General features: G+C 27.4%; 21 protein-coding genes and 1 other annotated feature. Of the genes, 4 read left to right on the top strand and 17 right to left on the bottom strand.

Features of this window, described 5'->3' with window-relative positions:
- Positions 1-233: 233 nt before the first annotated feature.
- The 8 genes from RGC78_RS11620 to purR form a co-directional block, all read right to left on the bottom strand.
- Complete coding sequence (locus RGC78_RS11620) at positions 234-1,265, bottom strand: peptidylprolyl isomerase (protein ID WP_252215932.1); 1,032 nt, start codon at positions 1,263-1,265, stop codon at positions 234-236.
- 135 nt (positions 1,266-1,400) lie between these two features.
- Entirely contained in the window at positions 1,401-4,904 is a 3,504-nt protein-coding gene (mfd, locus tag RGC78_RS11615; protein WP_252224246.1) for a transcription-repair coupling factor, read from the bottom strand.
- A 14-nt stretch (positions 4,905-4,918) separates the two neighbouring features.
- Positions 4,919-5,494 carry an aminoacyl-tRNA hydrolase gene (pth, locus tag RGC78_RS11610; RefSeq protein WP_252215936.1) on the bottom strand — a complete coding sequence of 192 codons (576 nt, stop codon included), beginning with the start codon at positions 5,492-5,494 and terminating at the stop codon, positions 4,919-4,921.
- 80 nt (positions 5,495-5,574) lie between these two features.
- Positions 5,575-6,261: a response regulator transcription factor gene (locus RGC78_RS11605; protein WP_252215938.1), complete on the bottom strand. Its 687-nt coding sequence runs from the start codon at positions 6,259-6,261 to the stop codon at positions 5,575-5,577.
- A 111-nt stretch (positions 6,262-6,372) separates the two neighbouring features.
- Positions 6,373-7,332 (bottom strand): ribose-phosphate diphosphokinase, encoded by a 960-nt coding sequence (locus tag RGC78_RS11600; protein ID WP_003372561.1) that lies wholly within the window; start codon positions 7,330-7,332, stop codon positions 6,373-6,375.
- A 46-nt stretch (positions 7,333-7,378) separates the two neighbouring features.
- A complete protein-coding gene (glmU, locus tag RGC78_RS11595) occupies positions 7,379-8,746 on the bottom strand; it encodes a bifunctional UDP-N-acetylglucosamine diphosphorylase/glucosamine-1-phosphate N-acetyltransferase GlmU (protein ID WP_252215940.1) in 1,368 nt (455 codons plus the stop codon).
- Between the two features lie 185 nt (positions 8,747-8,931).
- Positions 8,932-9,207: a septation regulator SpoVG gene (spoVG, locus tag RGC78_RS11590; protein ID WP_252215951.1), complete on the bottom strand. Its 276-nt coding sequence runs from the start codon at positions 9,205-9,207 to the stop codon at positions 8,932-8,934.
- A gap of 120 nt (positions 9,208-9,327) precedes the next feature.
- Positions 9,328-10,143: a pur operon repressor gene (purR, locus tag RGC78_RS11585; RefSeq protein WP_252215953.1), complete on the bottom strand. Its 816-nt coding sequence runs from the start codon at positions 10,141-10,143 to the stop codon at positions 9,328-9,330.
- A gap of 290 nt (positions 10,144-10,433) precedes the next feature.
- Here purR and murC point away from each other — a divergent pair, with 290 nt between their 5' ends.
- A complete protein-coding gene (murC, locus tag RGC78_RS11580) occupies positions 10,434-11,816 on the top strand; it encodes a UDP-N-acetylmuramate--L-alanine ligase (protein ID WP_252215955.1) in 1,383 nt (460 codons plus the stop codon).
- Between the two features lie 231 nt (positions 11,817-12,047).
- On the opposite strand, the gene RGC78_RS11575 is transcribed toward murC, so the two are convergent.
- The gene (locus tag RGC78_RS11575; protein WP_252215957.1) at positions 12,048-13,124 is read right to left on the bottom strand and encodes a M24 family metallopeptidase; all 1,077 of its coding nucleotides are present in this window, start codon (positions 13,122-13,124) and stop codon (positions 12,048-12,050) included.
- 270 nt (positions 13,125-13,394) lie between these two features.
- Between RGC78_RS11575 and RGC78_RS11570 the strand changes: the two genes are divergently transcribed.
- Entirely contained in the window at positions 13,395-14,093 is a 699-nt protein-coding gene (locus tag RGC78_RS11570; RefSeq protein WP_252215958.1) for a metallophosphoesterase family protein, read from the top strand.
- 52 nt (positions 14,094-14,145) lie between these two features.
- Positions 14,146-14,381: a binding site (T-box leader), on the top strand.
- A 121-nt stretch (positions 14,382-14,502) separates the two neighbouring features.
- A complete protein-coding gene (gene asnS / locus RGC78_RS11565) occupies positions 14,503-15,897 on the top strand; it encodes an asparagine--tRNA ligase (RefSeq protein WP_252215961.1) in 1,395 nt (464 codons plus the stop codon).
- A gap of 165 nt (positions 15,898-16,062) precedes the next feature.
- On the opposite strand, the gene RGC78_RS11560 is transcribed toward asnS, so the two are convergent.
- Both RGC78_RS11560 and RGC78_RS11555 read right to left on the bottom strand, forming a co-directional pair.
- On the bottom strand, positions 16,063-18,540 hold the full coding sequence (locus RGC78_RS11560) for an ABC transporter permease (protein WP_309556690.1): 2,478 nt from the start codon (positions 18,538-18,540) through the stop codon (positions 16,063-16,065).
- Positions 18,533-19,288 carry an ABC transporter ATP-binding protein gene (locus RGC78_RS11555; protein ID WP_252215979.1) on the bottom strand — a complete coding sequence of 252 codons (756 nt, stop codon included), beginning with the start codon at positions 19,286-19,288 and terminating at the stop codon, positions 18,533-18,535. Before RGC78_RS11555 ends, RGC78_RS11560 begins: the two co-directional genes overlap by 8 nt.
- A gap of 856 nt (positions 19,289-20,144) precedes the next feature.
- On the opposite strand from RGC78_RS11555, the gene RGC78_RS11550 reads away from it, so the two are divergent.
- Positions 20,145-20,327: a hypothetical protein gene (locus RGC78_RS11550; RefSeq protein WP_252215982.1), complete on the top strand. Its 183-nt coding sequence runs from the start codon at positions 20,145-20,147 to the stop codon at positions 20,325-20,327.
- Positions 20,328-20,416: 89 nt separating this feature from the next.
- On the opposite strand, the gene RGC78_RS11545 is transcribed toward RGC78_RS11550, so the two are convergent.
- The 6 genes from RGC78_RS11545 to RGC78_RS11520 all read right to left on the bottom strand — a co-directional run bounded on the left by RGC78_RS11545 (position 20,417) and on the right by RGC78_RS11520 (position 26,800).
- A complete protein-coding gene (locus tag RGC78_RS11545) occupies positions 20,417-21,286 on the bottom strand; it encodes a carbohydrate ABC transporter permease (protein ID WP_252215985.1) in 870 nt (289 codons plus the stop codon).
- Complete coding sequence (locus RGC78_RS11540; RefSeq protein ID WP_309556689.1) at positions 21,286-22,149, bottom strand: carbohydrate ABC transporter permease; 864 nt, start codon at positions 22,147-22,149, stop codon at positions 21,286-21,288. The genes RGC78_RS11545 and RGC78_RS11540 overlap by 1 nt, the downstream gene beginning before the upstream one ends.
- 24 nt (positions 22,150-22,173) lie before the next feature.
- A complete protein-coding gene (locus RGC78_RS11535) occupies positions 22,174-23,454 on the bottom strand; it encodes an ABC transporter substrate-binding protein (RefSeq protein WP_309556688.1) in 1,281 nt (426 codons plus the stop codon).
- Between the two features lie 91 nt (positions 23,455-23,545).
- Positions 23,546-25,207, bottom strand: a complete 1,662-nt coding sequence (locus tag RGC78_RS11530) for a glycoside hydrolase family 13 protein (protein WP_309556687.1) — start codon at positions 25,205-25,207, stop codon at positions 23,546-23,548.
- Positions 25,208-25,368: 161 nt separating this feature from the next.
- Entirely contained in the window at positions 25,369-26,373 is a 1,005-nt protein-coding gene (locus tag RGC78_RS11525; protein ID WP_252215996.1) for a LacI family DNA-binding transcriptional regulator, read from the bottom strand.
- 235 nt (positions 26,374-26,608) lie between these two features.
- Positions 26,609-26,800 (bottom strand): hypothetical protein, encoded by a 192-nt coding sequence (locus RGC78_RS11520; RefSeq protein WP_252215998.1) that lies wholly within the window; start codon positions 26,798-26,800, stop codon positions 26,609-26,611.
- Positions 26,801-26,840 lie beyond the last annotated feature (40 nt).

Here is a 26,840-nt window from a genome sequence, read left to right as displayed (position 1 = left end):
CTTCTTAGAAATTTTATACACTTATAGTCAATTTTTATATAAGATATTATTTTTAGTATTAATAAGGAACAATGTGGTTATAAAGTACTTTATTGATTGGTTCAATTACTCCGCTTACTTTGCTTATGCATATATCACCATTCTGCTAAAACAAAGTCTTTCTTAAAAATAAAAAAATGCTTTTACAAGCAATTTTATTACTTGTAAAAGCATTTATAACTTAAAGTTTAAGTTTATAATTTTTTATCATTTATCTTTACACCAACATCTTTTTTCCACTCTTCTATCTTTTCATTAAATACATTACTTTGTTTAGTTTGTAATAATTGACCTCTGATATCTTCTTTAACATCTTCTAACGGTGTTGCTGTACCTTCTCCCTTATTAGCTACTAATATGTGAGATACTTCTGCACCAGTATCAGTTACTCCTGTTACCTTAATTATATGGTAACCAAATTGACTCTTTATAGGTTCTGAAATTTCTCCATCTTTTAAGTCTTTAAATCCATCCATAAATTCTTTAACATATTTAGTTGATGAATATTCTATAAATCCTAAAGAACCACCATTGTCCTTAGTGCCAGGGTCTTGTGATTTTTCCTTAGCCACTTCTGCAAAATCCGCTCCACCATTTAATTGACTTTTTATTTCATTAGCTTCTTGTAAAGATTTATCAAAATCAATTTCTCCTGGAGTTGAGAATTGAGTATCTTTGTTCTCATCATAATATTTTTGTATATCATCATCATTAACTTCTACATCCTTAACCATGTCTTGATATACATATCTTACTATTGCTTGATTCTTTTGATATTCTTTAAATTCGTCTTCAGTAAATCCATTTTGTTCTAAGAAAGTATTGTATTGTTCTTCTGTTTGATAAGCAGTTTTATAATAGTTTACTGCCTCATCTACTTGCTTATTTAATTCTTCATCGCTAGGTTTTAAATTTAATTCTGCTGATTTAGTTAATATCAATTTTTCATTAACTATAGCATTTAGATATTGTTTTTTTAATTCTTTTAATTGATCTTTTATGTCAGCATTACTTTCATAGTTTTCTCCATATTTTTGTTTTAGAGATTCCGTAATTGATTTTAAGTCTCTATCTAAATCGCCTTGGGTTATTTTTTCTTTTCCTACTGTTGCAAGAACTGTATTTTTTATAGCTTCTGGTGTCTTTTCAATCATTTTACAACCAACAATTGAAAATGCAAGTGTAGCTACTACTACAGACGCAACAATTTTCTTTATTTTATTCAAAATTTTTCCCTCACTTTTTTGTAAATTTTAGCCTAAAAAAATTCTAATATTAGTATAACAATATTATTTTCACAATTCAAACCGTTTATATTACTTTTTTATTAAAATGTTAATTGATTGTATAAGTCTTTAAATTTAAGATTCTAATTTTTCTAAAATTTCCTTTAAAACTTCTAATTTATCCTCTTTTTTTATATTTTGTGTTTTAAATGAAAAATATGGTTCAGTTCCAAATTTAAGAATTATATTTTCTTTATAATTCTCCATAAGTATTTTAAATAACTTCTTATATTCATCTTCACCACTTGCAAATCTAAATCTTATTTCTTTTGGCATTTCTTTTATCTCTTCAATAAATAACTTTTTAGCTATGCTTTTTATATAAGCTATATCCATTAAATTATGCACTGGCTCAGGTATTTTAGAATATCTATCCTCTAACTCTTCTTTTATATCATTATAGTCTTCTATATCTTCTATAGCAGCTATTTTCTTATATATTTCTATTTTTTGAATTTCATCTTCAATATAATTTTCAGATATAAATGCATCAATTTTTATTTCTACAGTAGTTTCAATAGGTTCTTTAGATATATCACCTTTAATTAGCTTAATAGTATCTTCAAGCATTCTACAATATAAATCGTAACCTACAGATGCCATATGACCATGTTGAGATGATCCCATAATATTTCCAGCGCCTCTTATTTCTAAGTCTCTCATGGCTATTTTAAATCCTGAACCTAATTCAGTAAAATCTTTTAATGCTTTAAGTCTTTTTTCTGCAACTTCAGTTAATACTTTATCCTTAGTATATAATAAATATGCATATGCAATTCTATTTGATCTACCGACTCTTCCTCTTAATTGGTACAGTTGCGATAACCCCATCTTATCAGAGTTATAAACTATTATTGTATTTACATTAGGGATATCTATTCCAGTTTCTATTATTGTAGTACAAACTAAAACATTAGATTCTTGATCCATAAATGAAATCATTTCTTTTTCTAATTGTCTTTCTGTCATTTGTCCATGTGTAACTGAAACCTTGCTCTCTGGAACTAATTCTTGGACATATCTAGCCATTTCATTTATATCTTCTACTCTATTATAAACAAAATAGACTTGACCACTCCTACCAATTTCTCTTAATATTGCATCTCTTATAAGTTGGTCATTTTGCTCCACAACATATGTTTGAACAGGATATCTTTCTTCTGGTGGAGTTTCTATTACAGATATATCTCTGGCACCAGTTAACGACATATGAAGTGTTCTAGGAATAGGTGTTGCACTTAATGTTAAAACATCTACATTTTTCTTTATATTTTTAATTTTTTCCTTTTGAGATACTCCAAATCGTTGTTCTTCATCTACTATGAGCAATCCTAAATCCTTAAATTGTATATCCTTTGATACTAATTTATGAGTACCAACTAAAATATCTACATTTCCCTCTTTTAATCTTTGTATTGTAGCCTTTTGTTCTTTAGCTGTCCTAAACCTACTTACCATATCTATTTTAATTGGGAAATCAGAAAATCTCTTTTTCATATTTTTATAATGTTGTTCAGCCAAGATAGTTGTTGGTACTAATAAAGCAACCTGTTTTCCATCCATAACTGCTTTAAAAGCAGCTCTTAATGCTACTTCCGTTTTTCCATATCCAACATCACCACAAAGCAATCTATCCATAACTTTATCAGATTCCATATCTTTCTTTATTTCTTCTAATGAAGTTAATTGATCTGGTGTTTCTTCAAATGGAAATTCATCTTCAAATTGTCTTTGCCATTGAGTATCTTTACTAAATTTATGACCTTTTATTGTAGATCTAGTGGCATATAACTTCACTAAATCTTCTGCAATATCATTGATTGATTTTCTAACTTTTGCCTTAGCCTTTTGCCATTCAGCTCCACCAAGTTTTGTAATTTTAGGTGATTTACCCTCACTACCAATGTATTTTTGAATTAAATCAAGTTGTTCTACTGGAACATATAATTTATCACCTTTGTCATATACAATATCTAGATAGTCTCTCTTATGACCAGATACATCTATCTGTTTTATTCCTTTATAGACTCCTATTCCATGATTTACATGGACTACATAATCCCCTGGCTTCAATTCATTAAAGCTTTTTATTTTAGATATACCCTTTTTCTTTTTATTCTTTGGTTTTAATTTTCTCTTTGCTTCACCAAATACTTCTTTATCTGATATAATGCATAATTTATATTCTGGATATTCAAATCCCTTTAATTGATTACCACACGTTATTACAACTTCTCCAAATTGTATTTCCTTTATCTTATCTTTATAAGAACTTTCAACACCTCTATCTCTTAAGGTATCTACAAGTCTTTCTCCTCTGACTTTAGTACCAGATAATATTACTGTTTTATATCCCTTTAATTTTTTGTCTAAGATGTCTTCTATTAGTATATCTAATTGACCTTGATAATTGCTTAACGTTGTTTGCTTTAACTCTATACTCGTGAAAGGTCTTAAAAATTTTTCTGTATTATTTAAAGTTTCAAAGAAAAGTATATTTGATTTCTCAAATTTATCTAATGTATCATGTTCATTAATTAATAACTTTTCTTGACCTGGAAGTATATCTCCTCTTTCAAGAAATGAAGTGAAATTTTCAGCAAACTCTAAATAAGATGATTCTAATTTACCTTTACATCGTTTAACATCATTCATTATAAATAAATAATTTTTAAAATAATCAAAAAAGCTTTCTACTTCTTCATAAAAATAAGGTAAATAACTATCTATAGTTTCAAATGTTAAATTTTCTTCAAGTGATTCTATATTAGATTTAACTACCTTTTCTAATTTTTCTATTCTTTCTTTTTCTTTATTATGTGAAGAAATTTTCTTAAATTCATTTAAAATTGATTCTTTTGCTTTATTCATTGACTCTTGAGATACTAATATTTCTTTTGCCGGAAACACTTTAAAAGATTTAACTTTATCTATGCTTCTTTGAGATTCTGAATTAAAAGTTCTAATAGATTCTATTTCATCTCCAAAAAGTTCAACTCTATAAGGATAAGTTGAACATGTTGGGAATATATCTAATATTCCTCCTCTTACAGAAAATTGTCCCTTTGATTCAACTATTTCTACTCTCTCATACCCACTTTCAATTAATTTTGAAGACATTTCATTAAAATTAATCTCAGCACCTTGTTTTATAGTCATACTATATTTAATAAATAGTTTATGCGGAGCATATGTTGCCATAAAAGAATCTATAGATGTTATTACTATTTTTTTATTTTTATTATTTAATATCTCATTTATTACATTTAATCTTGCCCATCTTAAATCACCTGATACAGCATCTATATTATAAAAAACCGTCTCTTTTACAGGAAAATAATATACTTCATTAGTATATAAAATTAAGTCTTCATAAAGATTCTTAGCTTCCATATCATTTTGAGTAACAATAACAATAGATTTTTCAATATTTTCAAATATTCCATCTATCATATAAGATTTTCCTGAATCTGATAACCCATATATACCTACTGGATAAGTTTTTTCATTAATAGATTGCAATATTTTTTTTAACTCAATACCAGTTTCTAAGGGCTCTAATAACCCTTTTAATCTCATCTTATACACCATCCTTAAATACTTTTATCAGCCTTAAATCCATTAAATTTGTTCATAGCTGAATTTACATCTTGTTTTATTATTTCTTCTACCGAATTTGTTGCTGCTTCAATACTTTCTTTTAATACTTCTTTTTCTTCTTTTGAGAATTTTCCTAAAACATAATCAACTAAATTAATGTTAGGTTGTCCAACACCCACTTTAATCCTTGGGAAAACATCCGTTGATAAATTTGCTATTATGCTCTTTATACCATTATGCCCGCCTGCACTGCCTTTTTCTCTTATTCTTAGTCTTCCTATATCTAAACTTATATCATCATATATTACTATAATATTTTCATTACTTATTTTATAAAAATTAGCTACTTCTCTTACGCTGTCCCCACTTAAATTCATATATGTGGTTGGTTTTAATAAAATAACCTTATTATTAGCTATAAATCCTTCACCATATACACCTTTAAATTTTTGCCTATTTATATCAATATTATACTCATTTGAAATGTTATCAATAACTTCAAATCCAATATTATGTCTTGTATTATCATATTTACTTCCTGGGTTTCCAAGTCCAACTATTAAAAACATATTTTTCTCCTTTGCATATCTTTTAATTATACTAATTTATCTTCTATTATACTAAATAATAATATATTTCATATATTTAATTATTTTGTTTGAAATTTATAGCCTTTTCTCCAAAGTGTAACTATTTTATAATTTTCATCTGGTTCAAACTTCTCTCTTAATCTTTTAATATGAACATCTATAGTTCTACAATCACTCTTATAATCATTTCCCCATATTTCATCTAATAATTCTTTTCTTGTAAAAACCTTATTAGGATTATTTATAAGAAAAACTAATAATTCAAATTCCTTTGGTGGTAAATTAATTATATTTCCTTTAAAAATAACTTCATAGGTACTTAAATTTATTGATAAATCAGATATAGATATTATATCTGTTTTATTATTTTCTATGCTACATCTTCTTATAATAGCTTTCATCCTAGCAACTAACTCTTCTACTTTAAATGGCTTTAAAATATAATCATCTGCACCTATATCAAATGCTAAAACCTTATCAAAAAGACAATCATTACTTGTAACTACTATAATAGGAATATTACTTTGTTTTCTTATCCATTTTAAAAAATCCATACCATTAAGATTTTTTGTAAGTAAATCTAACAAAATTATATTAGGGGCATATTTCAAAAATACACTTTTAGCATCATTTCCATCTAGCACTATTTTAGTTTTATAACCTGATAATTTTAAATAATTATCCATTAAATCATTGCTATATATATCGTTATTTATAATTAAAACCTTTCCAAAAGATTTATCCATAAAAAAATTACTCCTTTTTAGATTACTTACAAACAATATGAAATCTTGTTTAACATGTTAATAAACCTCCCATGATATGCTCATAGGAGGTTTTATTATATGTATACAAGATTATACTTCAAATAATTTACTTATTGGTTCATCATCGTATATTCTTTTAATAGCTTCTGCAAATAGTGGAGCAACAGAAAGAGCAGTAATCTTCATATTTTCCATTTCTACATCTACTGGAATAGTATTTAATAATACTAGTTCTTCAATTGCAGATTTATCTAACCTTTCACATGCTGGTCCTGATAAAACTCCATGCGTACAGCATGCATAAACATTTTTAGCACCTAATTCTTTAAGGGCATTAGCTGCATTTGATATAGTTCCTGCTGTATCTATCATATCATCAATTAATATACATCTTTTTCCTTCAACTTCGCCAATAATATTCATAATTTCTGAAACATTCGCTTTAGGTCTTCTTTTATCTATTATAGCTATTGGTGCATGAAGATTATCTGCGAATTTTCTTGCTCTTGTTACACTTCCTAGGTCTGGTGATACTACAACCACATCATCTTGTTCCGCTAATCCCTTTGATATAAAGTGCTTAGCTAATATAGGTGCTCCTAATAAATGATCAACTGGTATATTGAAATATCCTTGAATTTGCGATGCATGTAAATCCATAGTCAAAACTCTATGTGCTCCTGCTGCTGTTACTAAATCAGCAACTAGTTTTGCCGTAATTGGATCTCTAGCCTTCGCTTTTCTGTCTTGTCTTGCATATCCATAGTAAGGAATAACTGCTGTTATTCTACCTGCTGATGCTCTTTTAAAAGCATCTATCATTATTAATAATTCCATTAAATTATCATTAACAGGAGAACATGTTGATTGTACGATGAATACATCAGTACCTCTTACAGTTTCATTAATATCGACAGATATTTCTCCATCACTAAAAGTTGATACCTTTGATTTTCCTACTGGCACACCTAATATATCTGCTATATCTTGTGCTAATTTACAGTTTGAATTTCCAGTAAAAACTTTTATATTTCTTTCATGGCTTATCATAATATAAGAAGACCTCCTTAAAATTTTGGCTGATTTATAATTAAAATTATTTTTTTAATCCTTTTTTAGCTACCCATCCTTTAATATTTCTTTGCTTAGCTCTTGCTACTGCAAGGTCACCTTCTTGTACTTCCGATGTAATAGTTGAGCCAGCTGCTATGTAGGTATTATCCCCTACTTCTACTGGTGAAACTAAGTTTGTATTACATCCTATAAAGCTGTGATCCCCAATAATAGTTTTATATTTTTTCTTACCATCATAATTTACTACTACTGTACCACAACCAAAATTACATTCTTTACCTACTTCAGCATCGCCTATATAAGTTAAATGAGATACCTTTGTTCCATCTCCAATAGTAGATTTCTTTATTTCTACAAAGTCACCTATTCTTGCTTTTTCCCCAATTTTACTTTCAGGTCTTATATATGCAAATGGTCCAACAGTGGTATTATTGCCAATACTGCTGTCTAAAATTACAGAAGATTGAATATCTACTTCATTTTTTATAATACTATCCTTTATCCTTGAGTTTTGATATATTATACATCTTTCCCCTATAATAGTATTACCTTCAAAAATATTATTAGGATATATTATAGTATCCTTTCCTATTTCTACATCAATACCTATATATGTTGTTTTAGGATCTATTAATGTAACTCCATTTTCCATATGTTTTAAGTTTATTCTATCTTTAAGTATTTCTTCAGCTTGAGCTAATTGAGCTCTAGAGTTAACCCCTATAGTTTCCTCAAAATCAGTTACAACTGCTCCTATATTATGTCCTGCAGATTTTAATATTTCTATAACATCTGTAAGATAGTATTCACCTTGTTCGTTGTTATTGCTTAGTTTACTTAATGATTCATATAATAATTCTATATCAAAACAATATATAGCAGAGTTCATTTCATTAACTTTTAGTTCTTCTTCATTACAGTCTTTATGTTCTACAATTTTTAATACTTCATTACCACTTCTTATTATTCTTCCATAGCCTGTTGGATCATCAACAATGGCACTTAATATTGTAGCTGCATTTTTTTCTTCAATATGAGTATTAAATAAATTTTTAATAGTAGATTCCTTAATTAAGGGAGTATCTCCAGCAAAAACTGCAACTGTACCTTTTTTACCTCTTAAAAATTCTGATGCACATTGTACAGCATGACCTGTTCCTAACTGCTCTAATTGAAGTGAATAAGTCACATCCTTTTCTGCAGTTCTTTCTTTAACAAGTTCTGCTCCTTTTCCTATGATTATATTGGCATCTTGTATTCCAGCTTTTCTTATTGTATCTATAACATGATTAACCATTTCTTTTCCACATACTTTATGTAAAACTTTAGGTAAATCTGATTTTATTCTTTTTCCTTGTCCAGCCGCTAAAACTAAGGCACATTTATACATTGTTATCCCACCTCATTTACAAACATACTCTTAACAAAATATATTAATAATATGCTTTAAATTCATACTAATTAATTATATTTGAAACGAATTTTTATTTCAAGTTTTATATAATGCATCTTAAATTTGTACAAAAAATAAAAGGAAGCATTTATCTTCCTCTCATTTTTCCCAATTATTAAACTTTATTCTTCCACTTCTTGTTCTTCAATAGCTTTTTCGTAAGCGCTTAGAATTTCGTTTTGTATCTTTTCCCTTGAATCCATAACTATTGGATGAGCGATGTCTTTAAATTCTCCAGTTGGAGTTTTTCTACTAGGCATAGCTATAAATAACCCATTTTGGCCTTCAATAACTTTAATATCATGTACTACGAATTCGTTATCAAAAGTTACAGAAACTATTGCCTTCATTTTTCCTTCTGAAGAAATTTTTCTAATTCTCACATCTGTGATTTGCATTTTCGTACACCTCCAAGTTGCATTTAAAAATACTTATACTTAATTAAGTTCTCCGAAAATGTTTAAATCCCTTCTAAAATCATCTAAATATTAAGAAATTTGTTTTATTTATACGAATTGTTACAAAAATCTTTTTGAAGGTTGAATTTCCAAAATAGCTTCTTTATCAACAGCTTTTAATTCTACTATGGAAACATATTCATCAACTAACTTTTTATTGATCTCTTTATTATCAACTAATACACCTATTCCTACTAGTTCACTCTCAAATTCTGTTAATAAATCTTTAATTCCAAGAGCTGTTCCTCCAGCCTTCATAAAATCATCGATAAATATACATCTGCTCTTGGGTTTCATAGATTTTTTTGAAAGAGACATCTGTTGTAATCTGCCACTGCTTCCAGATACATAATTTATACTGACAGTAGTTCCTTCTGTAAATTGACTGTCTCTTCTTGCTATTACTAATTGTACTCCTAAATTTCTAGCTACTTCATAAGCTAAAGGAATTCCTTTTGTTTCAACAGTTATAACATAATCTACATTTTTTTCTTGAAAGCACGATGATAACATAACACCTGCAGTACTAATAATTTCTGGATTATACATCACATCAGTCATATATATTATGTTACCAGGTATTACTCTTCCATCATCCTTTAATTGATCACATAGCTTTAATGCAAAGTCTCTAGCTACATCATCTCCAATCATTGGAATATATTTAATTCCACCTGCAACTCCAGCAATTGTTTCTATTCTTCCCATTTTAAGTTTTTCTAAAAGTTCTCTCACTATAACTATATCTTCACTTATAGTGGATTTTGCTGCATTTAACAATTCTGAAAACTTATTTAAACCTATTATTTTATTTGAATTTTCTATTAAAATTTTTGTTATAGCAACCACTCGGTTGTTTCTGCTTAATTTTTCCATAAAAATCACCCACATCAATTATTCACGAATTATTTTTTGATTAATTATACTTAACATTCATATTTTATTCTAAATTTTACTCAATATCAATGGTTTTTAAATACAAAAGTTCTTAATTACAAAAATTCTTCACATATTTGAAAAAATAGCATAAAATATTTGAGTAATTGTTTTTTTTGTATTTCATTTATGGAAAAATGTATATAATTATAAATAAGTATCCAAATATCATTATAAAGTAATTTACGAGTATTGTTTAGGATATAATTAAATATAGAGGAGTTGATATTTTGTCTTTCGATTTTATAAAAGATAGAGATAAGAAAGTTCACTTTATTGGTATCGGTGGAATCAGTATGAGTGGTCTTGCTGCTGTTTTACTAAATAGTGGATATACAGTTTCAGGTTCAGATTTTAAGGAATCAGAAATACTAAAAAAATTAAGACTTTCTGGAGCTGATATTTACATAGGCCACAGTGAAAAAAACATAAAAGATGTTGATTTAGTAGTTTATACAGCTGCTATACCTGAAAATAATCCTGAACTTATTTATGCTAAAGAAAATAATATAGACTTAATGAATAGAGCAGAATTTTTAGGAAATATCATGAAGGGACATAAATATAATGTTGCTATTTCTGGTGCACATGGAAAAACAACTTGTACTTCTATGCTCTCTAATATAACTTTAAAAGCTAATTTAGATCCAACTATACTTGTTGGTGGAGAATTAGATGTTATTGGTGGTAATTTTAGAATAGGTAGTAGTGATTACTTTATAACAGAAGCTTGCGAATATAAACGTTCATTTTTAAGTTTTTTCCCTTATGTTGGAGTAATTTTAAATATAGATGCTGATCACTTAGACTACTATAAAGATATAGATGAAATCACTGAAACATTTGGACAATTTGCAGATTTAATTCCTAATGATGGTTATTTAATAGGCTATGTTGGTGACTCTAGGGTAAAAGAAATTTTATCTAAAGCTAAATGTAATACTTTAAGTTATGGATTTGAAAACGCTGATATAACTGCTAGAAATATAACTTTCAATGAAAAGGGTTGTGCTTCTTTTGATGTTTATAAACATAATGATAAATTATTTGATTTAACTTTAAGCAATCCTGGAGAACACAATATATTAAATGCACTTTCTTCAATTTGTGTATCACTTGTATTTAATCTTAATTATGATGATATAATATGTGGATTATCAGAATGTAAGGGTGCGCATAAAAGATTTGAATATAAGGGAGAAGTAAATGGTGTTACTGTTATAGATGATTATGCTCATCATCCAGTAGAAATAAAGGCAACTTTAAATACATCAAAGAAAATTCTTCATAACAAAACTTTCTGTGTATTCCAACCACATACTTATACAAGAACTAAAACATTGTTTGATGAATTCACAGATGCATTTTTTGATGCTGATGAAGTTGTTTTAATGGATATATACGCTGCTCGTGAAAAAGATACTGGATTAGTTTCTTCAAATGATTTAGGAGAAGCTTTAAGAGCTAAAGGCGTTAAATGTACAAATGTCCATTCTCATGATGAAGCATTAAAGTATGTAAATGAAAATGCTAAACCTAATGATTTACTTCTTACAGTTGGTGCTGGAGATGTTGTTATTGTTGGTGAAAAATACCTTAATCAAGGGAAATAATAATATTTAAGATTTTAATAAAAAAATGATAAATTAATTTTTTATTAGTTGAAAGTGGAGAGATGAGAGTTTTGGCTGAAAGCCATAGGCTTTCTAAAAAATATACGTTTAAATTTCAACTTGAAATTTATTCCTTAACTCTCCATTTTCAACTCTCAATTCTCAACTAAAATTCCATATTACATAATATACAATTAGAATTTCAAAACTTATACTACTCTCTATATAATCTTATATAACTGTAAGTTCTTTTGTTACTGAATTTAGTATTTCTGCACCATCTTTTGTTACTAATACTAAATCCTCTATTCTAACGCCTATGTCATTTTTTAAATATATTCCAGGTTCAATAGAGAATATCATTCCAGCTTTAACCTCTTCATGATTTATTGAGCTTACATCTCCCTTATCATGAGTTTCTAAACCTATACTATGACCTGTTCTATGAGTAAAGAATTCACCATATCCTTTATCATCTATATAGCTTCTTGCAGCAGAATCTATTTCTGAAAATTTTACACCATCTTTTACTTTTTTAATAGCATTTAAGTTTGCTTCTTTAACTATTTCATATATTTCTTTTTTATGGTCATTAGGTTCTTCTCCAAAGAATACAGTCCTAGTCATGTCAGAGCAATAATAATTATATATTCCTCCTATATCTAAAACTATAGTGTCACCTTTCTTTAGCTTTGTACTTCCACATTCACTATGAGGATCTGCTCCATTAGTATCAAATGCTACTATTGGTGTAAATGAAAATCCACTTGCACCCTCTTCTTCATATATTTCAGCAAGTAATCTTTGATAATATTTTTCTGTCATGCCTTCCTTAAGCTCTGATTGAAGTTTTAACATAACTCTATCATTTATTTGTGATGATTTTTTCATAAGTTCAATCTCTTCTGAGTCTTTAATCATTCTTAAGCTATCAATTATTGGAGATGAATTTACAAAGCCTTTTACTACGTTAAGCTCCATTAATCTTATCAAAAATTTAGCACTCCAATCTTTATCTATACCTAAAACTTTATCCTTTTCTAAAACTTTGCTTAATACTTCAACTGAATCATCACTATCTGTATACCAAATAATATCTACACCTAAGTCTTCTTCTATTGGAAAAAGCTTATTAACTATAAATTTATGATTTCCAGAAGAATTTATGTAAAGTGCAATCATTCTTTCTCCTGGCGAAATTCTTTTACCTACAAGATAATAAATTGATGCTGGTGATGTAACTATTATTTGTGAAAGTCCTTGTGACTCCATTTCTTTTATTACTTTTAAAACTCTATTATTTTTCATAAAATCAACCCCTTAACTTAGTAATTATTTTAATAAATTTTGTTTCTGCTTTTAATCTATGTTTTAGTAAAATTTATATATAATTAATCAAAATTGTACATAATTCAATATATAATCAAATATTTAAAACATAGCTTTTCTATATATTATTTGTATATAATAAATTAAAATATTCTATAAAATTTATTATATAACTTTGCATCTAAAAATAATATTATAATGATATAATATATTTAACAATTTTATATTTAAACATAAGGGGAGTTAGTTATGAAAATAGCAATAATTTCAGATATACACGGAAATATTTATTCACTTATTAGAGCATTACAAGATATAGACAATGAAAAAGTGGATTCAATTGTTTGTTTAGGCGATTTAGTTGGATATGGACCACATCCTAATGAAGTTATAGCAATGATTAAAAGAAGAAATATTCTTTGCATTCAAGGAAATTATGATAAATCTGTTATAGATAATGATTATACTTTTATAAGAGAAACTGCAATAAATAGTTTTTCTCTTCCTTGGACATACAATGAGCTTAGAGCACAAAATAGATATTTTTTAAGTAATTTACCATCATCTATTAGTATTAATATTCAAGGCAAAAAAATAATATTTGTTCATGGTAGTCCAAGCATACTTAATCAATATTTATTTGAAGACGCTGAAGATACTAAAAATATAATAGAAACTATGGAAGAAGATATTTTGGTTTGTGCACATACCCATATTCCTTCTATTAAAAGTTTTGGAGAAAAAATGTATATAAATTGTGGTAGTATTGGAAAACCTAAAATAGGTAGACCTAATCTTACTTATTGTTTGTTAGATATAAATGAGATTAGCGGGATTAAAGCGCAGATAAAAGAATTAGAATATGAGTACCCAAGAATCGTAAAAGATATGACTTTATTAAACTTTCCTTCAAAATTAATTAAAAGTTTTGAAAAAGGTTTAGAATAACTCTGTTGCATTTGTAAAAGAAATACTGTAAAATTATACACAATGTAATATTGTAATTACTTTGATGAGAAGAGTACGTTTAGAATATAGTCTTAGCGAGTAAGGGATGGTGTGAGCCTTATACGAAGTCTATTCCGAAGAACATCTCTGAGTTTCTAACCGAAAGTTTTTAATAATTAGTAGGCTTAGACGGGGGCAACCTCGTTAATAATCTAAGAGAAGTCATATAATTTTATATGTTATATGGCAAATTGGGTGGTACCACGAAATAATACTTTCGTCCCATACGGGGACGGGAGTTTTTTTTATACTTTTTTATATTTTATAAAATAAATATTAACTCATTATTATATGTTAATCATATAGATAAATTAAATATTTAATGAATTAAATTATGGAGGTCATGTAAATGAAAAATACAGTTTTAATTAAAAAAATTTATAGAGAAACTGATCAATTTCTTTCAAAGGAAGTAATGATATCAGGTTGGATAAGAACTTTAAGAGCATCTAATGCTTTTGGTTTCATTGAAATAAATGATGGTTCTTTCTTTAAAAATATCCAAGTAGTTTTTGATGACAAATTAGGTAACTTTAAAGAAATTTCAAAATTACCAATAAGCTCTTCAATCTCAGTTGTTGGTACATTAGTTGCTACACCAGATGCTAAGCAACCATTTGAAATTCAAGCTAAAGAAATAGTTATTGAAGGAATGTCAAATTCTGATTACCCACTTCAAAAGAAAAGACATACTTTTGAATACTTAAGATCAATTGCACATTTAAGACCAAGAAGTAACGCATTCTCAGCAACATTTAGAGTACGTTCAGTTGCTGCCTTTGCAATACATAAATTCTTCCAAGAACAAGGTTTTGTATATACTCATACTCCAATAATTACAGGTAGTGACTGTGAAGGTGCTGGAGAAATGTTTAGAGTAACTACTCTTGACCCTAAAGCTCCTGAATTAACTAAAGAAGGAGATATTGATTATACTAAAGACTTCTTTGGTAAAGAAACTAACCTTACTGTTTCTGGTCAATTAAATGCCGAATGTTTTGCATTAGCATTTAGAAATATATATACATTTGGACCTACATTCAGAGCTGAAAATTCTAACACTACAAGACATGCAGCTGAATTCTGGATGATAGAACCTGAAATAGCCTTTGCTGATTTACAAGATGATATGGAACTTGCAGAAGCAATGCTTAAATACGTTATAAAATATGTTATGGATGAATGTCCAGAAGAATTACAATTCTTCAATTCATTTGTTGATAAAGGATTACTAGAAAGATTAAATCATGTTGTTTCATCAGATTTTGCTAAAGTTACATACACAGAAGCTGTTGAAATCTTAGAAAAATGTGATAAAGAATTCGATTATGACGTATCTTGGGGTATCGATTTACAAACTGAACATGAAAGATATCTTACAGAAGAACACTTTAAAAAGCCACTATTTGTAACAGATTATCCTAAAGAAATTAAAGCATTCTACATGAGAATGAATGAAGATAACAAAACTGTTGCTGCAACTGATCTTTTAGTACCAGGTATCGGAGAAATCATTGGTGGTAGCCAAAGAGAAGAAAGACTTGATAAATTAGAAGCTAGAATGGCTGAATTAGGTCTTAAGAAAGAAGATTACTGGTGGTACTTAGAATTAAGAAAATATGGAGAAACTAAACATGCTGGATTTGGTTTAGGATTTGAAAGATTAATCATGTACATCACTGGTATGACAAATATCAGAGACGTAATACCATTCCCTAGAACTCCTGGAACATCTGAATTCTAGAATTTTAATAAGAAAAGCATTTGAAGTTAAATCTTCAAATGCTTTTTTTATTATTACACATATTAATTTTAAATTTTTCTAATCAAATAATTTTTTTAATTATTTCAATGCCTATTTATATCTCATACATTCATATTGAAACAATTTATATTTCCACAATTGAAATTATAGTTCCTCTTGATTTAACTCTACAATTAACTTTTCTTTTCCAATTTTACATACATCCGGAATAATACAAAACACTGTTAATATAATTGAGCCTATACAAATTAATATCAATGTAGTATAGTCTGGAACTATAAATGTAGTTCCTCCCTCAAATATTGATACTATAAACGATCCAATGGTTCCAATTGTTAATCCTAATATATCGCCAAGTAACAAGAAAACTATTGATTGAGTTATTATCATTTTGCTTAAGTCCTTTTGTTTAAATTTCATACATCTTAAAAGAGCATATTCTTTTCTATTAGAATTTATATTATTTTTAATTGAAGTAATTATTCCAAATATCATTGAGCAATAGAGAATTACTAAACCTAATTTAAAATATTTCCATCGTTCTTCTATAGCTTTATTAGTTTCTGTTAATACATTTTCTAAGGTAGCCCACTTTATTCCTTGATATTCTTGCCTTTTTTCATTTAATAATGTATCTATATTTTTATTAGTTGTATCTATATACATTTTATTTAGACTACCTGAAATATCATTAACTAACTTTGTATTTGACATGTCAATTAATACAGACTGGCGATTCATTAAATTATCATCTTCTATACTACTCACTTCTAAGTTATATTCATACACTTGATCTTTAGTACCTTCCTTAATAGTAATCATATTTTCATATTCATTTTTAAACGTAGGGTTAATAAATTTAAGTTTTTCGCCCACCACAATATTATTTTCTTTAGCATATTCTTCACTTACAACAACCTTATTTTTCCCATCACCATCAAATTTTTTTATTAACCCTTGTTTTTCCATTTCTTCTAAATTACCTAAAGAAAATGTAATGTTTCCTTTACTATCATTTCTTACAATAGCTGTTGTCCCGCCTTCTGTCATAACAGATGCCACTGTATCATCAATTTCATTTACATCATTTAGAAGCTTAAGAGTTGTCTCATAGTTAAGATTATCATCACATGTTAGTACAATATCAGTTAAATACTCTTTTCTATAATACTGTTCACTGTTCAATGTAATTAATTTTACAAAACTTCCTCCAATACTTGTTATGACTATCATTGTGGTTATAGCCAAGATTAATATAGAATTCTTCTTAACTTGAGGTATTAGCATCTTCATTGAAACTTCTCCACTTCTTCCAATGATCAACTTTAGTGGTTTAATTAATAAACTGAAAATTTTATTTATATATAACATTACAAATAAGAAAGAGCTTAAGTATATACATAAAAATCCTCCTATTGCATCTAATAAAGCTTTTGTGTCTGGTGTGATTATACACAATAAAATTATTAAGATTCCAGTAATCAAACTTCCTATCATGGTATATTTCATTAATTTTTTATGCTTAAATTCCACATTGTCATTTTTAGACATCGCTTTTAATGGTAATATTCTAGTAGTTTTAAATACAGGAATTAGTAAAACAATTTGAATTATTAAAAATCCAATTAAAGCAATCTTTAGTATTGGCAAAAAATAATATTCAAAGGTAGTTAAAAATAATTTACATGTTAAAAATGATAATATTGTTCCACTAAGGACTCCTGTAATATTAATCATCATTGTCTGCATTAATACTGTAATAAAAACTTGAAATGACGAACCTCCTATTGCCTTTATTACTGAAAAATCTTTAGTATATTTATATATATATCCTTGAAGATTAGATACTATAAATATTCCACACATGATAAATACTAAACTCCCTAAAAATCCAATGAAATATCGCATAGTATTAATATTCTCATTTAAGTTCTTATCTTCTTGAAATACTTCAACTCTCAAATCTTTATCTAAATTTATTAATTCCTTAGATACTTTAGATATATCATCATTATTTTGTACCTTAACCATCATATAATTAGCTTCTTCCAAAAAGCCTAATATTTCCTTCAATGATTTTCTATTCATGATTGCCATGTTTATAGAATTAGAACTATATGTTTTATCATTGAAAATTTCTATAACCTTATTTTCATTACCATTAACTAATACATTATCTCCCTCATTAACCTTTAAGCTATCAGCTAACTGTTTATTAATAATTATTGTATTTTCTTCAACATCACTATTATATTTATATTTACTTTTACTTAACTCATCATTTTCTACACCTACTGTGTAAGTATCAATTCCATTAATCTTAATCTTTACACCATCTACAATAACTGGTGATATTTTATCTATTCCTTCTAAAGAAGAAGTTTCCTCTAAAAAGTCTTTGGTAATTCTTTTTGAACTATCAATCTCATAACCGCATTGTATTTCAAAAGCTCCAAATTTTTCAAGAGTTTCTTTCTTTAAGTTATTTTCTGAATTTATTGAGAAATTCATAAGTGATGTTATTAATAGAATTGATAAAGCTATTGCAATTATAGATGAAATTGTAATAGCTTTATTAGATATAAAGAATCTTTTTGATAAATCTCTTAAATTCTTAATCATGCTTACTAATAACTCCTTTAAATTTCTCTAATATGATATCAATACTTTCCTTATTATTTTCTTTATTTTCATATTCATCTACAATTTGTCCATCATTAAAAAATAATACTATATCTGCATAACTTGCTACCATAGGATCATGGGTTACAATTATAATACTTTGATTTAACTTTTCTCTCATCATCTTAAATATATTAAGCACTTCTAACGAAGTATTATAATCAAGATTACCTGTAGGTTCATCTGCAAGTAATAGATTAGGTTCTGTAATCGTAGCCCTTGCCACGGCCACCCTTTGTTGCTGTCCTCCTGAAAGTGCTGAAGGTCTATGTTTTTTCCATCTGGTTAGACCAACTAAATCTAATTCTTGCTCAACTTTCTTTTTTATTTCTTTAGACTCTACGCCCTGTAAAATTAATGGCAGAGCTACATTTTCTTCAACACTTAAATCCCTCAATAAATTAAATGACTGAAAAATAAATCCTATATTTTCACTTCTATATTCAGTTGCAAAAGGTTCTATGTGATAGTCTTGTTGCAATTTTCCATTGATATACACCTTACCTGAATCTGGTGAATCTAGTGCTCCAAGTATATTTAGAAGTGTGCTTTTTCCTGATCCACTGCTCCCCATAATTGCAAGTAATTCCCCTTTATTTAGAGAAAAACTAACATCTTTTAAAGCCCATATTTTATTTATCTTTATCCCATACGATTTTGAAATCTTTTCAACTCTTAATACTTCCATACCATATCCCCTATCTATAATAACTCGCTTGAGCTTCATACATATTTTTATATTCACCATTATTATTTATTAATTCTTTATGTGAACCTTTTTCAATAATTTTCCCATCTTTCATTACTATAATTATATAAGTAGTAAACCAATAAAAAATTTAAAATAAGTCCTGACTTCATAAACTTAAATGTAAAATCATCAAGATAAATTATGTAATTATATCCATAATAACATATAATTGTTTTTTGATTTATGATACCATTTAATATTAAATAATACAATTATATGAAATAGTTAATATGCTAAAATTTATAATTATACATTTTTAGGGATCATATAATTTATTTTTCAATTGCAATTACAAATTTAAAATATAGAATTTAATTAGAGTTTGTATTAATCAGATAAAGAGAACAACAACAATGGATTTCAACCTATGATTAAGATTAAATTATTTACAATTCGAAGCCAATGCATTGGATGAAAATAAAGAAATGATTACTCGATTTGAAGAGCAACAAAATAAACATTTTAATTCTTATATAGATAAATTCTACAATGAAATTAAATCTATAAATAAAAAAGTAAATATTACAGTATTCTCATCTACAAAGTGCCAAGAGGCTACAACTAATACTCTTTTTTTATACTGTTTCTATATCAAATAATAAATATGTTACAAAAATCATCTAATACAATTATTAATTATAGTTAATACATAATTAACTTTATAAATACAAATTATATTAAATAATACAAAATATATAAAATAATTTAAAATATTATTTAATAAGTATTGTCAATTAATAATATTTGTTTTATAATAAAAACATGAAATACAGAGAGATAGGAGCGAAGCAATATGAGTAATAAAGAAAATTTAAACAAAAAAAATGAATGTAATTGTACAGATAAATATGAAGTAACTTTTGAAGAAGAAAAGGTTAAAGTAGATCCATCAAAGCCATGTGATTCAAGTAATCCAGATTATCCATGGGTTTCATGTGGTATAGATAAAAAAACTAAAGATAGTGAAGAAAAATAACTACTTTTTTAAAATTTTTTATTTAAGAAAATAAAGATAAAAATGAACCTATATTAAACTACAGGTTCATTTTTTATATGTTTTAATAATTATTTTATAGCCCCTTTAGTAACTCCATCGATAATACCTTTTTGTGCTACTAAGTAGAATAATAATATAGGTATTAACGCTAATAAGTATGATGCAAATGCTAAATTATAGTCTGTTCCAAATTGTGATTGGAATATAAATTGAACTAAAGGAATAGTTGCAAAGTCCGGGTTACTTAATATTACAAGTGGTAACATAACATCATTCCAACACCATAATGCTGTTAAAATTGCTACTGTTGCATGTATTGGTTTTAACATTGGAAATATTATTTTAAAAAATACTTGCCAAGTACTTGCTCCATCTATCAATGCTGCTTCTTCTAATTCTATTGGTATAGATTTTAGAAAACCTACATATAAAAATACATTAGAAGATAGTCCATACACTGTATATAAAAGAAGTAATCCAATTATATTATCCATATTCCAAACACTAACTTGCTTTACAAGTGGAAGCATTATAATTGGGAATGGTACAAACATAGCACTTAAAAAATAATAGTACATCGCTTTATATGTTTTTTTATGCATATTTCTTGCTATTGCATAACCAACCATTGAATTAGTGATAAGTGTTAGTATAACAGTTGTTATTGTAATAGTTAAACTGTTTTTTAATGCATTAAAGAAATTAGTCATTTCTATAGCTTTAGTAAAGTTTTCAAAATGAAACACTTTTGGTAATGAAAAGATTCCGTTCATCATATCTTGTGGTGATTTCAATGCTATAAGTACTGTTATTAATAATGGAAAAAGTACAGTTATAGTTCCTAAAATCATTAGTATTGTTACAAACCAATTTGTTTTCTCATCTTTATTTACTTTAGATTCTTTATTTTTTCTTGATTTATTAGCTACTGCGAACATTATAATTGCATCTCCCTTCTTTCAAGGATTCTTAGTTGTAATAATGATATTGCTACTACTACTATGAAATAAATAACTGAGTTTGCTGATTGGTATCCAAATTGACTACCATCAAAACCAGCTTTGTATATTAATACAGCTATAGATTCTGTTGATCCTGAAGGACCACCACCAGTAAGTGATATAATTTGATCGAATACATTTAAGAAATTTTTCATTGCAAGCACCATATTTATAGTGAAAAATGGAGCTAGTAAAGGAAACGTTATCTTTTTGAATTGTACCCATTTATTCGCACCATCAATTGCACTTGCTTCATATACATCTTCTGAAATAGTTTGAAGTCCAGAAATATATATTATTGTGTTAAATGCAATAGCTTGCCAAGATGCTACTATAACAACCCCAAGCCATGCCAAATTAGGATTTCCGAGTATGCTTTTACTTAAAACTTCGCTTCCTATCGCTTGTCCTGCACTTGTTAGTATAAATGTAAATATATAATTGAATATATATCCAACTATTAATCCACCTAAAATATTAGGAATGAAATAAATGCCTCTTAAAGTACTTTTGAATTTTATTTTAGAATTTAATCCTACTGCTAAAATTAAGCTTATTACATTTACTATAATTGTTGAAAGTAAAGCAAATTTAAATGTAAACATATATGAATTAATTATTCTTTCATCTGAGAATATACTTATATAATTATTTATACCTACAAATTTAAAAGTTCCAAATCCTCTCCAGTTTGTAAAACTATAAGATATACCTTTTAGTAAAGGTAATGTATGAAAAATAAAAAATAGAATTACTGCTGGTATTGACATTAATAAGAACACTCTTCTTTTCTCTTTCATGCTCGTTCACCCCTATAACTTATTTTATTGCTGTGATCTATTCCATCTGTCATCTAAACTATTTAAAAGCTTTTCTATATCCTTATCAAATAAATAAGCTTGAGCTAAATCTCCAACTTGCATTGATGCTGGATAATGGTGATCAGGAAAATCTAAAACCATTCCATTTTTAAAATATGGATTCAAATCTTCTACAGTTTTATCTTGTTGATATATATTATTAATTGCTGGAATTGCAAACTGCTCTTTTGCATATAGTTCTACATTCTCATTCTTAGTCATAAAATCTAAAAATTTAATTGCCGCTTCTTTATGCTTAGAATCCTTAGGTACTGCAAATAGTAAATCGATACCTGAAACAACACTGTTCTTGCTTGCATCATTATTTGTTGGCAATACAAACATTCCTAAATTCATATCTGGATTTATCTTTAAGATTTCTGGAATAACCCAATTTCCTTGTATCATCATTGCTGCATTTCCTTGAGCAAAAGATACATTTCCATCATTGTATCCGATTCCAAAATTATCATTGTGACCATATTCTATTAACTTTTCCATCTTTTCAGCTATTGGTTTATATTCATCTCTAAATGTAACTTCATTTTTTCTACGTTCAATAAAAAAGTCTTCAGATTGAGTATTAGCTGTTATAGCATTCCAAGCTGGCATGGCAGTCCATGCATCCTTTAATGTAAAGTAAAATGGTGTAGTTCCTGCTTCTTTTATCTTTTCAGCAGTATCTATAAATTCATCCCATGTAGTTGGAACTTTTAATTTTAATTTTTCAAAAATATCTTTATTGTAAACTACGCCTCCAGCATTACATGCATAAGGTATTCCACATAAAGTGTCACTAGGTTCAAACTCTAAGCTTTTTAAAACATTAACGTAAGCAGGTTGTATTCTATCTATAATATTTTTTTGACTAGATAAATCTTCTAAAATGCCTGCATCTACAAAGTCTCCATAATTCATCTCCCCAGCTATTGTTAATATATCTGGAACATCATTCTTTACTAATCTTGTTTTTAATACTGTCATAGCTTGAGCTGGTGAACTAATAATTACATCTATATCAGGATTTTCTTTTTCAAATTTTTCTTCAAAATTTTTAAATGTGTTTATTGCTTCTGCTTTACTTAAAAAAACTTCTACTTGTTCTTTTCCATCTGCATTTTTAATATCATTGCTTTTACAACCAGTTAAAAGTGATGTAGAAAAAATACAAATTGTTAAGCAACTAATAAGAATTTTTGCAATCTTCATTATGCCAACTACTTTTCTATAGTACTTAATACTCATAGAAAAATAGTATTCACCTCCTATTATTTATAATCTTTGTTGACTATATATCTTGTTTCAGGAATCGTTCCCAAAACAAGATATATCATTATTAAATAAGATATGCTCTACATTCGTAAGGTCTTAAGCTTATATTCTCTAATGTTTCTTCTTTACATTCATCATAGTTTGCTATAAGAAGTTTTTTGTATTTTGATTTTATATTATTAGGTAATTTAAATTCTGAAGTATTGCTAGAGAAATTACATATTACTAATAATTGTTCTTCATTTAATGTTCTTACATATGCATATATCTCTTCACTATCATCTAAAATTAAATCGTAATTTCCATAAACAATAATTTCATTATCTTTTCTTATTTTTATAAGCTCTTTATAATAATTAAAAATAGAATCTTTACTATCTACCTGACTTTCAGCATTTATTTTATTGTAGTTAGGGTTAACCTTAATCCAAGGAATACCTGTTGTAAATCCTGCATTTATACTGCTATCCCATTGCATAGGTGTACGTGCATTATCTCTGCCTCTATCATAAATTCCTTCCATCATTTCATCATGCGATCTTCCTTTTTTAACAACAAGATCATTGTATGCATTTATAATTTCTATATCTTTATAATCATTTAAATCATCAAATGCAACATTAGTCATACCAATTTCTTCACCTTGATAAATATAAGGAGTTCCTTTCATCATATGAAGACATGTAGCTAACATCTTAGCTGATTCTTTCCAATATTTCTTATCATCCCCAAATCTTGAAACTACCCTTGGTTGATCGTGATTATTCCAATATAAGCTGTTCCAGCCTGAATCTTCTAACCCTTTTTGCCATTTAGTCATTATTTTCTTTAAATCTGTTAACTTAAATGAATTCTTATGCCATTTTCCATACTTTCCATTACCTAAGTCTGTATGTTCAAATTGAAATACCATATTAAGTTCGTTTCTGTCTTCCCCAGTATATAACTTAGCTTCTTCAATACTTACACCTGGCATTTCTCCAACTGTTATTAAATTTTTACCTCTTAAAACCTTTTCATTCATTTCTTCTAAAAACTCATGTATTCTTGGTCCATTCATTGAATACTTACTAAAATCTCCATTTACACCATCAGGGAACTCTTGATTTTTAGAAATAAAATTAATAACATCCATTCTAAATCCATCTATTCCCTTATCTAACCACCATTGCATCATAGAATAAACATCATTTCTTAATTCACTATTTTCCCAGTTTAAATCTGGTTGTTTTTTAGAGAATAAATGCAAGTAATACATATCTGTTTCTTCATCATATTGCCATGCTGGACCGCTAAAACAAGATGTCCAATTGTTTGGTGGTTGACCATCTTTACCTTTTTTCCATACATAATAATCTCTATACTTGCTAGTTTCTGATTTTCTGCTTTCTACAAACCATTGATGTTCATCTGATGTATGATTTACAACTAAATCCATCATTATTTTAATTCCTTTTTCATGAGCTGATTTAAGTAACTCATCAAAGTCATTCATAGTACCAAATTCAGTCATTATATCTTTATAATCACTTATATCATATCCATTGTCATCATTAGGTGATTTATATACAGGTGAAAGCCAAATTACATCTATACCTAATTCTTTTAAGTAATCTAACTTTTCTATAATTCCTCTTATATCCCCAATTCCATCTCCATTACTATCCTTAAAACTTCTTGGATAAATTTGATATACTACACTTTCTCTCCACCAATTCTTTTTCATAAAAACTCCTCCTTTTTATTTTATAAATAAATACTATGTTTTAAATATATGTTTATATCTGTATTAGATAAAGTGACATATATAAACATTCTACTAAAACATGATCTAAATAAATTATGTATTAGGTTAACCGATTACGTAACCTTGAAAAATAAAATGGTTTATTTAAACCATTTTACAGTTTCCCTTTCGACAATATTATGATCCATAATTATTTGATTTTTAGAACCGTTTCCATTTAACATATTTAAAATTTCATTAAATGCCTTACAGCCCATTTCATATAATGGTTGTGATAATGTTGTTAATGGTGGTATTGACATTATAGCCACCTTGGTATTATCATATCCTACAATTGATAAATCATCTGGTACTCTGATATTTTTTCTATAGGCAACATTTAAAACGCCCACTGCCATATCATCACTAGCTACAAATATAGCTGTAAATTCTTTTTTTCTTTCTAATAAAGTATTCATACATTCAATTCCACTTTTATAAGAGAAATCTCCATATGTAACTAAGTCATTATCTATATTTATTCCATAATCTGAAAGTGCCTTCATATATCCTTGTACTCTAGGTAATCCTGCTATTGTATCTTCTTTAGTTCCACTTATCATAGCAATTTTCCTATGACCTCTATCTAATAGATACTTAGTTGCAGTATAAGCAGCTGATAAATCATCTACTTTTATATGAGGCATATCATATTTAGGTGATGTTGTAGATATAAGTATATATGGAATATTAATTTTTTTTAAAGCCTTGTAATATTCATCTTCTATTTTTATACTTACAATGATGACAGCATCTAATTGTCTTTCCTCTAAAATTCTTAAATACTCTAAAGTTCTAATTCCTTCTGAACCAGCATTACAAAGTATAACACTATAGTTATTATCATGTGCTGTATCCTCTATTCCTCCAATGATTTCACCATCAAAGCTTGTAGATACATCCGGTATAATTACACCTATAGTTCTTGTTGTATTCGTTGATAATGATCTTGCAATGGCATTTCTTTTATAGCCAATTTCATCAACTACTTTAAGAACTCTAATTTTGGTCTCTTCAGAATATCCTCCTAGATTATTTAAAACTCTTGATACTGTAGCTACGGATACTTTAGATAAATTTGCTACATCTTTTATTGTTGATGCCATCTTAATCCCCTTTTTTTCCTTAAGTTAATCGATTACTCAAATATACAATACCATATTTTTATACATATATCAATAAAGTAAAATACAAAAAAAAATTTCTTTTTTATCTCCAGTCAGCAACTTTATTTTTTCCTTAATTTGTTCCTTTGTTAAGTGAGTAGTAGCTCTTTCCTTAAGCTTTGCAAGTTACATAGCTTGAACTTGTTGTTTTTTTAGTTCTTGTTCTTGTTGCTTTTCAATTTTTTTCTTGTTTCTTTAATTCTTTTACTTCTTGTTTTTTGGCTTTTTCTTGTTGTTTTATTACTTTTGCTTCTTGCTTTACTATCTTCTTTGGAGAATTTTTAACACCTTTTTCAGCAGCAAAAGCTGGAACAGAACTTACCATAGTCATTATAGCTAAAATAGCAATTATCTTTTTAGTTATCATAAGTAAAAAAATCTGTAACTAATTAGTTACAGATTTTTAA

Origin of the sequence: Clostridium aquiflavi, from assembly GCF_031344075.1 — a bacterium.
Taxonomy (GTDB): domain Bacteria; phylum Bacillota; class Clostridia; order Clostridiales; family Clostridiaceae; genus Clostridium; species Clostridium aquiflavi.
This window is presented reverse-complemented; position numbering and strand designations above follow the sequence as displayed.